The organism is Micromonospora vulcania (assembly GCF_042658605.1).
GTDB classification, from domain to species: domain Bacteria; phylum Actinomycetota; class Actinomycetes; order Mycobacteriales; family Micromonosporaceae; genus Micromonospora; species Micromonospora vulcania.
Window position 1 is genome coordinate 46,709 of the sequence record NZ_JBHSQS010000012.1, and the last position, 15,931, is coordinate 62,639.

Sequence of the window (15,931 nt, forward strand, 5' to 3'; positions counted from 1 at the left end):
GCCCGGCCTCGGTGCTCGCCGTCGGGTCGGCCGGGCCCCCGCTACGAGCGCGTCCGCCGGATTCGTGTCCCTGCCGGCCGCGCCGTCTGGTGACACTCTGATGTGGAGGCCGTTACTCTCGGAAGGCACCTTCGGTGTCCGGGCTGAGCTGGCAGTTCGGCCTCCCGGCAGGTGGCGGCCCGGGTAATCGACCTTCAGTTTGGGGAGTCTTGGATGGCAGACCTACCAGGCCCGTTGGCGGCGTTCATCGTTGGTGAGATGCGCCGCGCCCGGGGCGCGGCGGGCATGACACAGGAGACGTTCGGTCGCGCTGCGGGTTTCAGCGCCTCGCACGTCAGCGCCGTGGAGGGCGGCACGCGGGCGCTGACGATTGACTTCATCAAGGGGACTGACCGGGCGCTGACCAGTGGCGGCCTCTTCGAGCGCCTGGCGGCGACGTTTGGTGCGCCATCATGGTTCTTGCCGTGGTTGGACGCCGAGCGGGCGGCGACCCAACTCCGCTACTTCGAGCCGAATCTCATCCCGGGGCTGTTGCAGACCGAGGCGTATGCGCGTGACGTACTGCGACTCGATCCGCGGTTGACCGGCGAGGAGGTCGAGCGACGAGTGAAAGCCCGAGTCGAGCGTCAATCAATCCTGCACCGGGAGGCACCCCCTACCCTCGTCGTGGTCGTCGACGAAGGTGCCATTCGGCGCTCGGGCCTGGGTGCCGAAAAAATGATGGATGAGCAGCTAGAGCACCTTGTAGCCTGCGCGGAAAGGCCTAACGTCAGCGTGCACGTTGTGCCTGCCGACGTGGGCGTCTACGCCGGGCTGTCCGGCCCGCTATCGCTGGCGCACCTGCTGGATGGCGGCTGGGTAGGTCACCTCGAAACCCAACTGGGCGGCGAGGTGGTGGACCGGCCGGGCGACCTGGATACGCTCTTCGAGCGGTGGGAGAGCGTCCGCAACGAGGCGCTGCCGCGACGGCAGTCCCAAGACCTGATCAAGGAGCGGCTGACCAATGGATCAACCTGATGCGCGGTGGAGAAAGTCCACTCGCAGCGGCACCAGCGGCGGCAACTGTGTCGAGGTCGCCGACAACCTGACCGGTGTCGTCCTGGTTCGCGATACCAAGGACCGCGACGGGGGCACGCTGAGCTTCAGCCCCGCGTCGTGGCGCGGCTTCGTCGCGATGGCGAAGAACGCCGACTGACCGACCCACCCCCGGAAGGCCCTCGATGCTCAGCATCCGATCAGGGCCTTCTGCGTGTCGGGCGGCTCTGAGTCGCCTCCCGCGACTCGAATTCCGTGGAGAGCTGTCGGACCTGGCCGTTAGGGTCGGGCGGTGACTTCGGGGCGACCACTGATTCAGGCCCGCGGGTTGGTGAAGCGGTTCGGCGACTTCACCGCCGTGGACGGCATCGACGTCGAGGTGCGCCCGGGTGAGGCGTTCGGCTTCCTCGGGCCCAACGGCGCAGGCAAGTCCTCGACCATGCGGATGGTCGGCTGCATCTCTCCACCGAGCGGCGGCGAGCTGCGCATCCTCGGCATGGACCCGGTCCGCGAGGGGCCGGCGATCCGGGCCCGGCTCGGCGTCTGTCCACAGTTGGACAACCTCGACCCCGAGCTGACCGTCCGGGAAAACCTCACCGTCTACGCCCGCTACTTCGGCATCTCGCGTCGGGTGGCCCGGGCTCGGGCCGCCGAGCTGCTCGACTTCGTCCAGCTCACCGAGCGGGCCGACAGCAAGGTCGAGCCGCTGTCCGGCGGCATGAAGCGTCGACTGACCATCGCCCGCGCCCTGGTCAACGAGCCGGAGTTGGTGCTGCTCGACGAGCCGACCACCGGGCTCGACCCGCAGGCTCGACACCTGGTGTGGGAGCGGTTGTTCCGGCTCAAGCAGCAGGGCGTGACGCTGGTGCTGACGACGCACTACATGGACGAGGCCGAGCAGCTCTGCGACCGGCTGGTGGTGATGGACGGCGGGCGGATCGTTGCCGAGGGCTCTCCCCGGGCGTTGATCGAGCAGCACTCCACCCGCGAGGTGGTCGAGTTGCGCTTCGCCGCCGAGTCGCAGGAGCCGTTCGCCGGCAAGCTCGACGGGCTGGGGGAGCGGGTCGAGGTGCTGCCGGACCGCATCCTGCTCTATGTGCCCGACGGTGACGCCGCGGTCGCCGAGGTGGCCGCGCTCGGGCTCAACCCGGTCAACGTGCTGGTGCGGCGCAGCGGCCTGGAGGACGTCTTCCTGCATCTGACCGGCCGAACCCTGGTCGACTGACGGCGCACATGGGCAGTCGGCATCCAGGAAGTCGAGTCGATCAGCGCGGCGAAACCCGGGGGACAGGTCGGTGGGGGCGTCGTAGGGTGACCGGCGACCTGTCGTACCCCGAAGGTAGGAAGGTCGTGGTGGTTGGCCTGGTGTGGCGGGGGTGGTCGTGGTGAGTGCGGCGGGTTCGGCGCGGGAGCGGGCTCGTCCGGCGTTGCCACGGGTGCCGGCGCTCGCCGTGTTCGGCTATTTCCTGGTGGGCTACCGCCGCACCTGGCGGGCCGGGGTGTTCTCCTCGTTCCTGCTGCCGGTGCTGACCGTGCTCGGCTTCGGGCTGGGTGTCGGCGCCTACATCGACCAGGGTGTCGATGGGGTGCGCTACCTCGACTGGTTGGTCCCCGGGCTGATCGCCTCGACCGCTCTCCAGGTGGCCATCGGCGACTCCACCTGGCCGGTGTTCAGCAACTTCCAGTGGATCAAGACGTACTTCGCACAGAGCGCGGCACCGCTGCGGGTCGCCGACATCCTGGGTGGGCACCTGGCCTTCGTGGTGTTCCGGGTGTTCACCAGTATCGCGGCGTTCCTGCTGGTCACCGGGTTGTTCGGGGCGTTGCGTTCGCCCTGGGCCGTGGTCGCCCTGCCGGTGGTCATGCTGCTCGGGCTGGCGGTGGCCGCGCCGACCTTCGCGTACGCCGCGGTCGTGTCCAGCGACAGTTGGTTGGCGATGCTGTTCCGGTTCGCGATCATCCCGATGACGCTGTTCGCCGGGGTGTTCTTCCCGGTCGAGTCGCTGCCCGAGGTTTTGCGTTGGCTGGCGTACGCAACGCCGCTGTGGCACGCCGTCGACCTCTGCCGCGCCGCCACGCTCGGCGTCGCTCCGCAGTGGTCGGTCGCCGGTCACCTGCTCTACCTGGCGGCCTGGTCGGTCGGCGGCTGGCTGCTGGCGCTGCGCGCCTTCCGTCGCAAGCTCATCGTCTAGGGAGGGTTCGTGCTCACGCTGGTCCTGCCGCGGCTGGTCGACGTGTCCGCCGCGTCCCGGCGTTCGGCGTCGGTCATCGAGCGCAACGTCGCGGTGCTCAAGTCGGTCTACTGGCTGCTGTTGCTCTCCGGCTTCGTGGAGCCGCTGCTCTACCTGCTCTCCATCGGGGTGGGCGTCGGCACGCTGGTCGGTGACCTGCCGTTGCCCGACGGGCGGCTGGTCTCGTACGCCGAATTCGTGGCCCCGGCGATGCTGGCCTCCTCGGCGATGACCGGTGCGCTGGCGGAGACCACTTTCAATTTCTTCGGCAAGATGAAATACCTGAAGCTGTACGACGGGGTGATCGCCACCCCGGTGCGGCCGTTCGAGATCGCCGTCGGTGAGCTGGGCTGGGCGATGCTGCGGGGCAGCGCCTACTCCGCGGCGTTCCTCGGCGTGATGGTCGCGATGGACCTGACCACTGTCGCCCGGGCACTGACCGCCCTCCCGGCCGCCGTGCTTGTCGGGTTCGCGTTCGGCGCGCTCGGCATGGCCCTGTCGACCTTCATGCGCAGCTGGCAGGATTTCGACCTGATGGGCTCCGCCCAGTTCACCCTCTTCCTCTTCTCCGGCACGTTCGTGCCGGCACAGGCCTACCCGGTCCTGCTGCGCTGGCTGGTCGAGGTGACCCCGCTCTACCGGTCGGTGCACCTGATCCGCGGTGTCGCGCTGGGCGTCGACGGCTGGGCCTGGGTGCTCGACGTGCTCTACCTGCTGGCGATGATGGCGTTCGGCCTGCTGGTCGCCTCGCGCCGGATGGGCAGGTTGCTCTACCGGTAGGGGTTACCCACGGCCGTCGGCGGGGCATGTCGGAGGTGACACCACCGACGATGAGGAGGGGCGATGGCCTCAGACGAGTCTTCCGCCCACAGCGGGCGTGAGCGTGGCTCCGCCACCGCGCCCGTCGGGCCCGACGCGGGGCCGGACAGCCCCACCGACCTGTCCGGTGCCGGCTGGGTGGCGGCGCTGCGCCGGACGGTCAGCGAGTTCCAGGACGACAGCCTGACCGACTGGGCGGCGGCCCTCACCTACTACGGGGTGCTGTCCATCTTCCCCGGCCTGCTGGTGCTGATCTCCCTGCTCGGCCTGCTCGGCGACAGCGCCACCCAGGGTGTCCAGGACACCGTCAACCAGGCGGTGCCGAACGACAGCGTCCAGAAGATCATCGAGGACGCGATCAACCAGGCCCGAGACAGCGGCGGGCTGGCCAGCGTCGCGGCGATCATCGGTCTGCTGGCCGCGTTCTGGTCCGCCTCCGGCTACATCGGCGCGTTCATGCGCGCCTCGAACAGCATCTACGACGTGCCGGAGGGACGGCCGATCTGGAAGACGGTGCCGATCCGGGCCGGCGTTACCGCCCTGATCGGCGTGCTGCTGCTGGCCTCGGCGGTGATCGTGGTCTTCACCGGACGGCTCGCCGAGGCGGCCGGGGACGTCATCGGGGTGGGCGCCACCGCGGTCACGGTGTGGGACATCGCCAAGTGGCCGGTACTGCTGCTGCTGGTCATCCTGATGTTCGCCATCCTCTACTGGGCCTCGCCCAACGCTCGGCACGGCGGGTTCCGCTGGGTCAGCCCGGGCGGCGTACTGGCCATGGTGATCTGGCTGGTGATCTCCGGGCTGTTCGCCTTCTACGTGAGCAACTTCGGCTCGTACAACAAGACCTACGGGGCGCTGGCCGGGGTGATCATCTTTTTGGTCTGGCTCTGGCTGAGCAACATCGCGATCCTGCTGGGTGCCGAGTTCGACGCGGAACTGGAACGGGGTCGGGCCATCGCGGCCGGCCACCCCGTCGACGACGAGCCGTACGTCGAGCTGCGCGACGACCGCAAGCTCAGGAAGAAGGCCGGTCGCTGACCGTCCGCTACCGCCCCGCCACCGATCCGTGGGTGGCGGGGCATCTTGCTGTCCGGGCCGGTACGCCGGGCGAGCGGACGCGGGCGACCAGTGAACCTTTCCTTGATCGACTAGTAGCTTTTGTTCTTTCGGACAAAAGTTGGGATCGGAATGGCTGAAGCTCTGGACAGGTGACGCGGAACGCTCCTACTGTGTCGGACACAACACCTCGGCATTTCGTCGATGTGAACGAGTGCGATGAAGAGGTGAGCCCTCGTGCGGACCGTCGACCCCCTGCACGTCCGGCTGTTGCGGTTGCTCCGCGACGAGGGTGCGGTGTCCCGGGCCGAGCTGGGCGACCGGTTGCAGATGCCGCGACCGCGCCTGCTGGCCGAGCTGGATCGCCTGGTGGCACTGGGTTACGTCGCCGAGGCCGGGCTCGCCGCCTCCCGGGGTGGACGTCGCTCCACGTTGGTCGAGCTGAACCCGAAGCTGCGGTTCGCCGCCGTCGACCTGGGCGCCAGCTCGATGGACGTCGAGGTGGTCAACGGCCGGCTCGAACCGGTGGCCCACTACGCCGAGCCGGCCGACATCCGCAACGGGCCGAAGGTGACCCTGCAACGGGTCAACGAGCTGCTGCACAAGGCCCGAGTCGACGGCGCGTACGAGCGACTGGACGCGGTGGGCATCGGGGTGCCCGGCCCGGTCAGCTTCCGCGACGGCGTTCCGGTCTCTCCCCCGATCATGCCCGGTTGGGACCGCTTTCCGGTGCGCGAGCTGCTCACCCGGGAGCACGGCTGCCCGGCGGTCGTCGACAACGACGTCAACATCATGGCGATCGGCGAGCGGCACGGCGGCGTCGCCCACTCGGTGGACGACTTCCTCTTCGTGAAGATCGGCACCGGAATAGGGTGCGGCATCTACCTCAGCGGTGAGGTCTACCGGGGGACCGACGGCTGCGCCGGGGACATCGGCCACATCCAGGTCGACTCGCACGGTCCGATGTGCTCCTGCGGCAACGTCGGCTGCCTGGAAGCGTTGTTCAGCGGTGCCGCACTGGCCAAGGAGGCCAGCGCCGCCGCCCGTACCGGGGTGTCGCCGGCGTTGGCCGAGCGGATGTCCGCCCGTGGTCTGGTGACCGCGCTGGACGTCGCCGAGGGCGCCGTCGAGGGGGACGTGACCTGCATCCAGCTGATCCGCGACGGCGGACGGCGGGTCGGCGGTGTGCTCGCCGGCCTGGTCAGCTTCACCAACCCGTCGATGATCGTGATCGGTGGCGGGCTCGCCCAGCTCGGGCACATCCTGCTCGCCGAGATCCGCAGTGTCGTCTACCGCCGGTCGCTGCCGCTGGCCACCGGCAACCTGCCCGTCGTGCTGTCCGAGCTCGGCGGTCGCGCCGGTGTCGCCGGCGCGGCCGTGCTCGCCAGCGACGTCGCCTTCGGGGAGGCGTCGTGAGCGCGAGGAGTGAGCCGGGTTGGCGAGCCCCGCAGTCGCGAGCCGAGGAAGCACTGTGAGTGAGGAGGGGACCGTGGTCCAGCCGGAGGGGAACACCGCCACCGGGCCGACCGACGACGGCGCCGACGCGCCGCTGGTCGAGGCCCCCGCCGACACCGTCCCGGGCGAGGTGGTTCTGCGCCTCACCGACGTGGTCAAGACCTTCCCCGGCGTACGCGCGCTGGACGGCGTGCAGCTGGAGGTGCGCGCCGGTGAGGTGCACTGTCTGCTGGGCCAGAACGGCGCCGGCAAGTCCACTCTGATCAAGGTGCTGGCCGGGGTGCACCAACCGGATTCCGGTCAGGTCGAGTGGCGTGGTGAGCCGGCCAGCTTCGCCAACCCGCAGGCCGCCATGCGCGCCGGCATCGCCACCATCTACCAGGAGCTCGACCTGGTGGAGCACCTGTCGGTGGCGGAGAACGCCTTCCTCGGTCACGAGCCCCGCAGCCTCGGCTTCGTCCGGCGCGGGCAGATGGCCCGGCGGACCCGGCAGATCCTCGGTCGACTCGGTCACGGCGAGATCCCGCCGCGACGGATGGTCCGCTCGCTGCCCGCCGCCGGGAAGCAGATCGTCAGCATGGCCCGCGCGCTCTCGCACGAGGCCCGACTGATCATCATGGACGAGCCGAGCGCGGTGCTGGCCCACGACGAGGTCGGCAACCTGTTCCGGATCATCCGCGAGCTGACCAGCCAGGGCATCGCGGTCATCTACATCTCGCACCGGTTGGAGGAGATCCGCGAGATCGGCGACCGGGTGACCGTACTCAAGGACGGCCGGACCACGGCGGCGAACCTGCCGGCGCGCGACACCCCGACCCGCGACCTGGTCAGCCGGATGACCGGCCGCACCATCGAGTACGTCTTCCCGGACCGCCCCACCGAGTCCACCGTCGGCGCCGAGCTGCTGCAGGTCGAGGGGCTGACCCGCGCGGGCGAGTTCGCCGACGTCTCACTCGACGTCCACGCCGGCGAGATCGTCGGGATCGCCGGCCTGGTCGGCTCCGGCCGCTCCGAGTTGCTGGAGACCATCTACGGCGCCCGCCAGGCGGATGCCGGCTCGATCCGGATGGCCGGCCGCGCGCTGCGTCCGGGCAGCGTCGGCGCGGCGGTACGGGCCGGGCTGGGGATGGCGCCGGAGGAGCGCAAGAGTCAGGCGCTGCTGCTCGGTGAGCCGATCTACCGCAACGTCACGCTGGCCACCTTCGGCCGGTACGCGCGGTTCGGCTTCACCGACGCCGGCAAGGAACGGGCCGAGGCGGATCGGATCGCCGAGAGTCTGGAGTTGCGGCCCCGGGACGTCAACCGGCCGGTACGCACCCTCTCCGGTGGCAACCAGCAGAAGGTGGTGGTCGGGCGCTGGCTGCTCGGCGGCACCAAGCTGCTGCTGCTCGACGAGCCCACCCGGGGTGTGGACGTGGGCGCGCGGGCCGAGCTTTACCAGGTCATCCGGGCGCTGGCCGCCCAGGGTGTCGGGGTGCTGCTGGTCTCCAGTGAGGTGCCCGAGGTGCTGGGCCTGGCCGACCGGGTCCTGGTGATGCGGGAAGGGCGGGTCGTCCGCGAGGCCCCCGCCGAGGATCTCGACGAAAACACCGTGCTCGACCTCGTCATGGCGGGGTCCCTGATGGAAGGCGCACCGGCATGAGTGAGGTACCCGCTCCCACCGCGACGCCGGAGCGCGCCGCGCAGCTTCCGGCGCAGTCGCCTCCGGTGGATCCGGCCGAGACCGCGGCGGCCAGCGACCGGGCGGAGACGTCCGCGGGTCGGCTCTCCTGGTGGCGGGGGGACGCCGGCGAGGGCGCCAAGCGCAACCTCGGCCTGATCGGTGTGCTGGCCGCACTGATCGTGGTGGGTGCGGTCACCAAGCCCGACCTCTACGGCGATCCGCACTGGGTCTGGAACAACGTCCTGGCCATCCTGCAGCTCGCCTCGGTCGTCGGCGTGGTCACGGTCGGCATGACGTTCGTGATCATCGGCGGTGGCATCGATCTGTCGGTCGGGGCGATCGTCGCCCTGGCCGGGGTCTGGTGCACCACGGTGGCCACCCAGAGCTACGGTGCCGGCGGCATGATCTTCGCGGCCATCGTGGTCGGCATCTGCGTGGGTCTCGTCAACGGCGTACTCATCTCGTACGGGCGACTGGTGCCGTTCATCGCCACGCTCGCGATGTTGGTGGCCGCACGCGGGCTCGCGGCGTCGATCTCGAACAAGCAGACCCAGGTCTCCAGCAGCACCTTCATCAACGACATCGCCGCGCGCAAGGTGCTGGGGATTCCGATCCTCGTCTACATCCTCGGCGCGGTGGTGCTGGCCGGGTGGGTCCTGCTCAACCGGACGACTTTCGGCCGACGCACCATCGCGGTCGGCGGCAACCCGGAGGCGGCGCGGCTGGCCGGCATCAACGTCCGCCGGCACACGATGCTGCTCTACGCGCTCTCCGGCCTCTGCTGCGGTATCGCCGCCATCATGCTCACCTCCCAGGCCACCTCGGCCCAGGCGGCCATGGCCAACCTCTACGAGTTGGACGCGATCGCCGCCGCGATCATCGGTGGGACGCTGCTCAGTGGTGGCCGGGGCACGGTCGTCGGCTCACTGCTCGGCGTCATCATCTTCGCCACCATCACGAACCTCTTCGCGATCAACGGCCTCTCCATCGAGGCGCAGAACATGGTCAAGGGCGGCATCATCGTCGCCGCCGTCCTGGTCCAGCAGTTCCAGTTCAAGTCCTTCACTCGGCTCCTCGCGCGGAACAGGCTCACCACCACAACCTGACGCACCGCACGTTGTTCCTGGCGACGTCGATCTCTTCGACAGTGGCCGGACCTTTCACACCCTCACCAACCCCACCCTGTATCCCAGGAGGTCGTCATGACCCAGCACAGTCCCGACGTGTCGCGCCGTCGGCTGCTGTTCGGCGGGGCCGCCGTCGGCGCCGCCACCCTGCTCACCGCCTGCACCAGCAACGACACCCCGCCGGCCAGCACCCAGACCAAGGCCGCCGGAGATGGTGCCGGCAACAACGCCCCCGGCAAGAAGGTCGTCATCGGCTTCTCGGCTCCCGCCGCGGACCACGGGTGGATGGGCGCGATCCACGCCAACGCCAAGGCCCAGGCCGCCGCCTACTCGGACGTGGAGCTGAAGGAGGTCGACGGCGGGGCGAACTCGGAGGCCCAGCGCTCGACCCTCGGCACGCTGATCGCCCAGAAGCCGGACATCATCGTCGTGCTGCCGCACGACGGCAAGGAGGTCAACGCGGTCGCCCTGCAGGCGATGCAGGCCGGCATCCTGATCGTCAACCTGGACCGGGCCTTCCCGGACGCGCTGGCCTCGCGGCTGGTCATCAAGGGCGACAACTACGGCATGGGCGTCTCGGCCGGGCACTTCATCGGCAAGCAGCTCAAGGACAAGGGCGTCGCCAACCCGGTGATCGGCGAGATCGCCGGTCTGGAGATCCCGCTGACCGTCGAGCGCAGCAACGGCTTCGCGGCTGCCCTGGCGACCTACGGCTTCAAGGTGACCAACCGCCGCTCGGCCGAGTTCACCTCGGACAGCGGCCAGCGCGAGGCGGCCCAGCTGCTCCAGGCGCTGCCCAAGATCGACGCCATCTGGAACCACGACGACGACCAGGGCATCGGCGTGCTCGCCGCCGTCAAGCAGGCCAACCGCTCGGAGTTCTTCATGGTCGGCGGCGCGGGCTCGAAGCTCGCGATCGACGCCATCAAGGCCGACAACACCGTGCTCAAGGCGACGGTCACCTACAACCCGTCGATGGCCTCGTCGGCGATCTCGCTGGCCCGGCTCATCGCGCAGGGCCGCGGCCTGGGCGACCTGACCGAGCTGCAGGTGCCCAAGGAAGTGACGCTCACCTCCGAGACGATCACCAAGGAGAACGCGAGCAGCTACGACAAGCTCGGGTTCTGACACACGGGGGGAGACCCACCTTGTCCACGACAGACAGAGAACTGCGGGTCGGCATGGTCGGCTACGCGTTCATGGGCGCCGCGCACTCACAGGCGTGGCGCACCGTGAACCGCGTGTACGACCTGCCAGCGCGGGCTCGGATGGCGCTGATCTGCGGCCGGGACGCACCGAAGGTGGCTGACGCCGCCGATCGGCTCGGCTGGGACGCGTACACCACGGACTGGCGAGATCTGATCAACCGGGACGACATCGACGTGGTCGACGTCTGCACCCCGGGCGACAGTCACGCCGAGATCGCTCTCGCCGCGTTGGCCGCCGGCAAGCACGTCCTGTGCGAGAAGCCGCTGGCCAACACGGTGGCCGAGGCGCGGGCGATGACCGCCGCGGCGGACGCCGCCCGGGTCGCCGGGGTGCGGTCGATGTGCGGGTTCAACTACCGCCGGGTCCCCGCGGTCACGATGATGCGCCAGATGGTCGCCGACGGACGGCTCGGGGTGATCCGGCACGTCCGAGCGGTGTACCTGCAGGACTGGATCGTGGACCCGCAGTTCCCGCTGGTTTGGCGGTTGCAGAAGGACAGGGCGGGCTCCGGCGCGCTCGGTGACATCGGTGCGCACATCATCGACCTGACGCAGTTCGTCACCGGCCAGCGGATCACCGGCGTCAGCGCGGTGACCGAGACCTTCATCAAGGAACGGCCGCTGCCGGCCGAGTCGAGCGGCCTGGCGGCCTCTGTGGACGGTGCCGGGCCGGTCGACGGCAACGGCTCCGCCACCGGGGCGGTCACCGTCGACGACGCCGCGGTCTTCGTGGCCCGGCTGGACGGTGGCGCGCTGGCCACGTACGAGGCGAGTCGGTTCGCCACCGGTCGCAAGAACGCCCTGCGGGTCGAGATCAACGGCTCACTCGGCAGCGTGGTCTTCGACCTGGAGCGTCTCAACGAGCTGGAGTTCTACGACGCCACCCGGCCCACCGTGGAACAGGGCTTCAACCGCATCCTGGTGACCGAGGGTGAGCACCCGTACATGTCGGCGTGGTGGCCGCCCGGCCACATCATCGGCTACGAGCACTCCTTCACCCACCAGATGCGGGACTTCATCGAGGCGGTCGCCACCGGCGCCGACCCGGCTCCCTCGTTCGCCGACGCGTTGCAGGTCCAGCTGGTGCTGGACGCGGTGGCCCGTTCGGCGGAGCTCGGCTCCTCCTGGACCGAGGTGGAACCGGCGCTGACCGCGGTGGCCGTCTGACCCATGTTCATCCGCGGTGGCGGTGCGCCTGCCACCACCGCCCGACCGGCTTTCCGGAGCCGACCGGCGAGGGACCGGCCGCGGTTTGCGCCCCGCGGCCGGGACGAGGTCGGCACCGGAGGGCGTGCAGCCGAGCCGTACGGCCCGGTGGCGCACGAGCAGGACGGTCGTCCGGTGCGACCGGACCGGGATTCCCCGGCCGCACCGGAGGACCGCCACCACCCCGGCGACTGTGCAAGTGCGCCGGCCTGAGACGTCCGCTCGGGGCGTGCCAACGCCCCGGTCGGCCGGATGCGGGGGAGGCAGGGTCGAGACGCCGACCCGACCCTGCCTGCCAGCCCCGTCTGCCTGCACCCGTACCGGGAGCCGGTCCGGCGTCGTCGCCGCCGACGCCGACGTCGGAACCCGGTGCCATCCCGGTGCGGGCGGGCGGACGGGGCCCATCCACTCAGGGCGTATCTTTCCGAAGAATATTCTGATATTCCTATATTTAGCTGTACCGACGGTTCCTCCTGAACGGGAAGGAGCACCATGCGAACGGGTGTCTGGCTGGTAGGAGCGCGCGGTTCCGTCGCGACCACCAGCATCGTCGGAGGGCTCGCGCTGCGGGCCGGCCTGGCCGGGTCGACCGGCTGCGTCACCGAACTGCCCGAGCTACGCGGGCCGGCCCTGCCGTCCTTCGCCGACCTGGTCTTCGGCGGGCACGACGTGGCCACCACACCACTGTGCAAGCGCGCCGAGGCCCTGGCCGACGCCGGTGTCGTCCCCTGGCGGCTGGTGGCCGCGCTCCCCGACGAGCTGGCCGCCGTCGAGCAGGAGCTGCGCCCCGCGCCGGTCGGCGACACCCAGGCCGATCGGGCCGCCGCCGTGGTCCGCGACCTCACCACCTTCCGCGAGCGGCACGGGCTGGACCGGGTGGTGGTGGTGAACGTCTCGGCCACCGAACCGGCCCCCCGACCGCACCCCGGCCACGCCGATCCGGCCGCGCTGCGCGCCGCCCTGGCCGGCCCGGACGAGGTGCTGCCGCCCAGCTCCCTCTACGGATACGCGGCGCTGCTGGCCGGCTGCCCGTACGTCGACTTCACCCCGTCCATCGGGCTGCGACTGCCGGCGTTGACAACGTTGGCCCAAGAGGCCCGGCTGCCGTACGCCGGGCACGACGGCAAGACCGGGGAGACCCTGGTCAAGTCGGTGCTCGCGCCGATGTTCGCGATGCGCAACCTCGCCGTACGATCCTGGTCCGGCGTCAACCTGCTCGGCGGCGGCGACGGCGCGACCCTCGCCGACCCGGCCGCCAACGCGGCCAAGGTGCAGAGCAAGCAGCGGGTGCTCGGCGAGACGCTGGGCTACCTGCCGCAGGGCGGCAGCCGGATCGAGTACGTCGAGGAGCTGGGCGACTTCAAGACCGCCTGGGATCTGATCACCTTCGCCGGCTTCCTCGGCACCGGGATGCGGATGGAGTTCACCTGGCACGGCTGCGACTCCGCACTCGCCGCGCCGCTGGTGCTCGACCTGGCCCGGCTCACCGCCGCCGCGCACGCCGCCGGGCACGTCGGGCCCCTGGCCGAGCTGGGCTTCTTCTTCAAGGACCCGATCGGCGCGCCGACCCACTCGCTGGCCGAGCAGTGGGCCCGGCTGACCGACTTCACCCAGCGGCTGCACGCCGGCCGGGACGGTGCCCATGGCCACGCTGGCTGACCTCGCCGAGCTGGTCCGGGCGCCAGCCGCGCTCTCGGTACCCGGCGACGTGGTCGCCGGTGCGGCGGCGGCCGGCGCGCTGAGCCCGCGTACACCCGCCCTGGCCGGCGCGTCGGTCCTGCTCTACTGGGCCGGCATGGCCGCCAACGACTGGGCCGACCGGCGGCTCGACGCCGTGGAACGGCCCGAGCGGCCGATCCCCAGCGGCCGGGTCGCACCGGCCGCCGCGGTCGGGCTCGCCGCCGGCCTCACCGTCGCCGGCGTGGGCCTGGCCGCCGCCGTGGGCGGTCGCCGCGCCGCCGCGCTCGCCGTGCCGCTGGCCGCCACCATCTGGGGGTACGACCTGCTGGCCAAGAACACCGCCGCCGGGCCGGCCGTGATGGCCGCCTGCCGGGGGCTGGATGTGCTGCTCGGCGCGTCCGGCGGCAAGCTGGTCCGGGCCCTGCCCGCGGCGGCGACCGTCGCCGCGCACACCTGGACCGTCACGGCGCTGTCCCGTCGGGAGGTCACCGGCGCCGACGCCGCCCTGCCGCTGCGCACGTTGGCCGGCACCGCCCTGGTGGCCGCCAGCGCCGCCGTCGCCGCCCCGGGCACCCGACCCGGTGCCGCCACCCGGCGTGCCGATCCGACCCTGACCGTCGATCCGACCCTGAGCGGCCGGGCGCGGTCGGCCCGGTTCGCCGCCGCCCTGCCCGCCGTGCTGGCCGGCTGGTACGCCGCCCGGTACGGCGCGGCCCAGGCCCAGGTGGTTCGGGACCCGTCCGCTGGGCGGGTACGCGCGGCGGTCGGCGCCGGGATCACCGGCCTGCCCGCCCTCCAGGGGGCACTCACCGCACGGGGCGGGGCCGGCCTGCTCGGGTTGGCCGTCGCGGCGGCCGCGCCGCTGGGCCGTCGGCTGGCCCGGAAGGTCTCCCCGACATGACCGCCCCCCGGCCCCGGTCGGAGTCGCCGGCCCCGGGCAGCCCGACGCCGCGCTTCGGCTACGGCACCAACGGCTTCGCCAACCACCGGCTCGACGACGCGCTCGCGGTCATCGCCGACCTCGGCTACGTCGGGGTGGCGCTCACCCTGGACCACGATCACCTCGACCCGTTCGCGCCCGGGCTCACCCGCCGGGTGGCGGCGGTCGGCCAGCGGCTCAGCGCGCTGGGCCTCGCGGTCGTGATCGAGACTGGCGCCCGCTACCTGCTCGACCCGTGGCACAAACACGCCCCGACGCTGCTGCACGACGACCCGACCCGCCGGATCGAGTTCCTGCGCCGGGCCGTCCGGATCGGCGCCGACCTCGGCGCGGAGGCGGTCTCCTTCTGGGCCGGCGTACGCCCCGACACCGTGCCGCCGCAGACCGCCTGGGACCGCCTGGTGGCCGGCTGCGCCACCGTGGTCGACGCTGCCGACACCGCGAATGTCACGCTCGGCTTCGAGCCGGAGCCCGGGATGCTGGTCGAGGACATCGCCGGCTGGCGGCGGCTGCGCGCCGCGCTCGGCGAGCCGGCCCGCTTCGGCCTCACCCTCGACATCGGGCACTGCCGCTGTCTGGAGCCGCAGCCGGTGCCGCAGTGCGTCGCCGAGGTGGCCGGGCACCTGGTCAACGTGCAGATCGACGACATGCGCCGGGGCGTGCACGAGCACCTGGAGTTCGGCCAGGGCGAGATCGACTTCCCGCCCGTGCTGGCGGCCCTGACCGAGGCCGGCTACCGCGGTCTGGTCGCCGTCGAGCTGCCCCGGGACTCACACGCCGCGCCGGCCGTGGCCGCCCGGTCCATCGACTTCCTGCGCGCGGCGGTGCCCCAAGCCGTGGGGTGAAGCGGAGCACAGGACGCACTCGGGTACCTGCACAGCAGCACGAGGGAGGAGACGGGATGACACCGGATTCACTACGGGCCGCGCTGCGGGGCGTACCCGATCCTGACTGGCTGGCCACGGCGCTGCGCCGGGTCGCGGCCGAACCCACCGCGATCACCCGGCTCTTCCCCGCCGCCGGCCGGCACTGCGGCCGGGCCGCGCTGCCCGACGCTGCCGGCTGGACCGCCGACGACGCGGCCCGGGTGCTGCTGCTCACCGCGCTGCCCAGCGACCACGTCGCCCATGCCGACGCCCTCTACCGGCACGGCGACGCGGCCGAGCGGCGGGCCGTGCTGCGCGCCCTGCCGTTGCTGCCGATCGGTGCCGCCGGGGTGCCGCTGCTGCACGACGCGATCCGGACCAACGACACCCGGCTGGTCGCCGCGGCCCTCGGCCCGTACGCGCGGCACCTCGACCCGGCGGCCTGGCGGCAGGCGGTGCTCAAGTGCGTGTTCAGTGGCGTACCGCTGGCCGTGGTGGCCGACCTGGACACCCGTGCCGACGAGGAGCTGGGCGTGATGTTGGCCGCGCTGGCCGCCGAGCGGTACGCCGCCGGCCGGGTGCTCCCCGCTGACGCCACCGACCTGCTCGACCGGCTCACCGCCCGCACCCCCACGGAGGCGTGAC

15 protein-coding genes are annotated in these 15,931 nt (G+C 71.4%); all 15 read left to right on the forward strand.

From position 1 onward, the window contains the following. Positions 1-213 precede the first annotated feature (213 nt). On the forward strand, positions 214-1,017 hold the full coding sequence (locus tag ACFQGL_RS20725) for a helix-turn-helix domain-containing protein (protein WP_377513843.1): 804 nt from the start codon (positions 214-216) through the stop codon (positions 1,015-1,017). Further along, complete coding sequence (locus ACFQGL_RS20730) at positions 1,004-1,195, forward strand: DUF397 domain-containing protein (RefSeq protein ID WP_377513844.1); 192 nt, start codon at positions 1,004-1,006, stop codon at positions 1,193-1,195. The genes ACFQGL_RS20725 and ACFQGL_RS20730 overlap by 14 nt, the downstream gene beginning before the upstream one ends. A 132-nt stretch (positions 1,196-1,327) precedes the next feature. Further along, on the forward strand, positions 1,328-2,260 hold the full coding sequence (locus ACFQGL_RS20735) for an ABC transporter ATP-binding protein (RefSeq protein WP_377513845.1): 933 nt from the start codon (positions 1,328-1,330) through the stop codon (positions 2,258-2,260). Positions 2,261-2,420: 160 nt separating this feature from the next. Beyond that, positions 2,421-3,227: an ABC transporter permease gene (locus ACFQGL_RS20740; protein ID WP_377513846.1), complete on the forward strand. Its 807-nt coding sequence runs from the start codon at positions 2,421-2,423 to the stop codon at positions 3,225-3,227. Positions 3,228-3,236: 9 nt separating this feature from the next. Continuing rightward, a complete protein-coding gene (locus ACFQGL_RS20745) occupies positions 3,237-4,046 on the forward strand; it encodes an ABC transporter permease (protein ID WP_377513847.1) in 810 nt (269 codons plus the stop codon). A 63-nt stretch (positions 4,047-4,109) separates the two neighbouring features. Further along, complete coding sequence (locus tag ACFQGL_RS20750; protein WP_377513849.1) at positions 4,110-5,123, forward strand: YihY/virulence factor BrkB family protein; 1,014 nt, start codon at positions 4,110-4,112, stop codon at positions 5,121-5,123. 255 nt (positions 5,124-5,378) lie between these two features. Next, positions 5,379-6,557 carry an ROK family protein gene (locus tag ACFQGL_RS20755; RefSeq protein ID WP_377513851.1) on the forward strand — a complete coding sequence of 393 codons (1,179 nt, stop codon included), beginning with the start codon at positions 5,379-5,381 and terminating at the stop codon, positions 6,555-6,557. A gap of 169 nt (positions 6,558-6,726) precedes the next feature. Beyond that, positions 6,727-8,238: a sugar ABC transporter ATP-binding protein gene (locus tag ACFQGL_RS20760; protein ID WP_377513939.1), complete on the forward strand. Its 1,512-nt coding sequence runs from the start codon at positions 6,727-6,729 to the stop codon at positions 8,236-8,238. Then, positions 8,235-9,365 (forward strand): ABC transporter permease, encoded by a 1,131-nt coding sequence (locus tag ACFQGL_RS20765; protein WP_377513852.1) that lies wholly within the window; start codon positions 8,235-8,237, stop codon positions 9,363-9,365. The genes ACFQGL_RS20760 and ACFQGL_RS20765 overlap by 4 nt, the downstream gene beginning before the upstream one ends. A 96-nt stretch (positions 9,366-9,461) precedes the next feature. Beyond that, positions 9,462-10,514, forward strand: coding sequence for a substrate-binding domain-containing protein (locus ACFQGL_RS20770; RefSeq protein ID WP_377513853.1), 1,053 nt, complete (start codon positions 9,462-9,464; stop codon positions 10,512-10,514). Positions 10,515-10,567: 53 nt separating this feature from the next. Then, on the forward strand, positions 10,568-11,761 hold the full coding sequence (locus ACFQGL_RS20775; protein ID WP_377513940.1) for a Gfo/Idh/MocA family protein: 1,194 nt from the start codon (positions 10,568-10,570) through the stop codon (positions 11,759-11,761). Between the two features lie 531 nt (positions 11,762-12,292). After that, positions 12,293-13,459: an inositol-3-phosphate synthase gene (locus ACFQGL_RS20780; RefSeq protein ID WP_377513854.1), complete on the forward strand. Its 1,167-nt coding sequence runs from the start codon at positions 12,293-12,295 to the stop codon at positions 13,457-13,459. After that, positions 13,443-14,381, forward strand: coding sequence for an SCO3242 family prenyltransferase (locus tag ACFQGL_RS20785; RefSeq protein WP_377513855.1), 939 nt, complete (start codon positions 13,443-13,445; stop codon positions 14,379-14,381). The genes ACFQGL_RS20780 and ACFQGL_RS20785 overlap by 17 nt, the downstream gene beginning before the upstream one ends. Beyond that, complete coding sequence (locus ACFQGL_RS20790) at positions 14,378-15,265, forward strand: sugar phosphate isomerase/epimerase family protein (RefSeq protein ID WP_377513856.1); 888 nt, start codon at positions 14,378-14,380, stop codon at positions 15,263-15,265. Before ACFQGL_RS20785 ends, ACFQGL_RS20790 begins: the two co-directional genes overlap by 4 nt. A gap of 56 nt (positions 15,266-15,321) precedes the next feature. Beyond that, a complete protein-coding gene (locus ACFQGL_RS20795; RefSeq protein WP_377513857.1) occupies positions 15,322-15,930 on the forward strand; it encodes an EboA domain-containing protein in 609 nt (202 codons plus the stop codon). Position 15,931 lies beyond the last annotated feature (1 nt).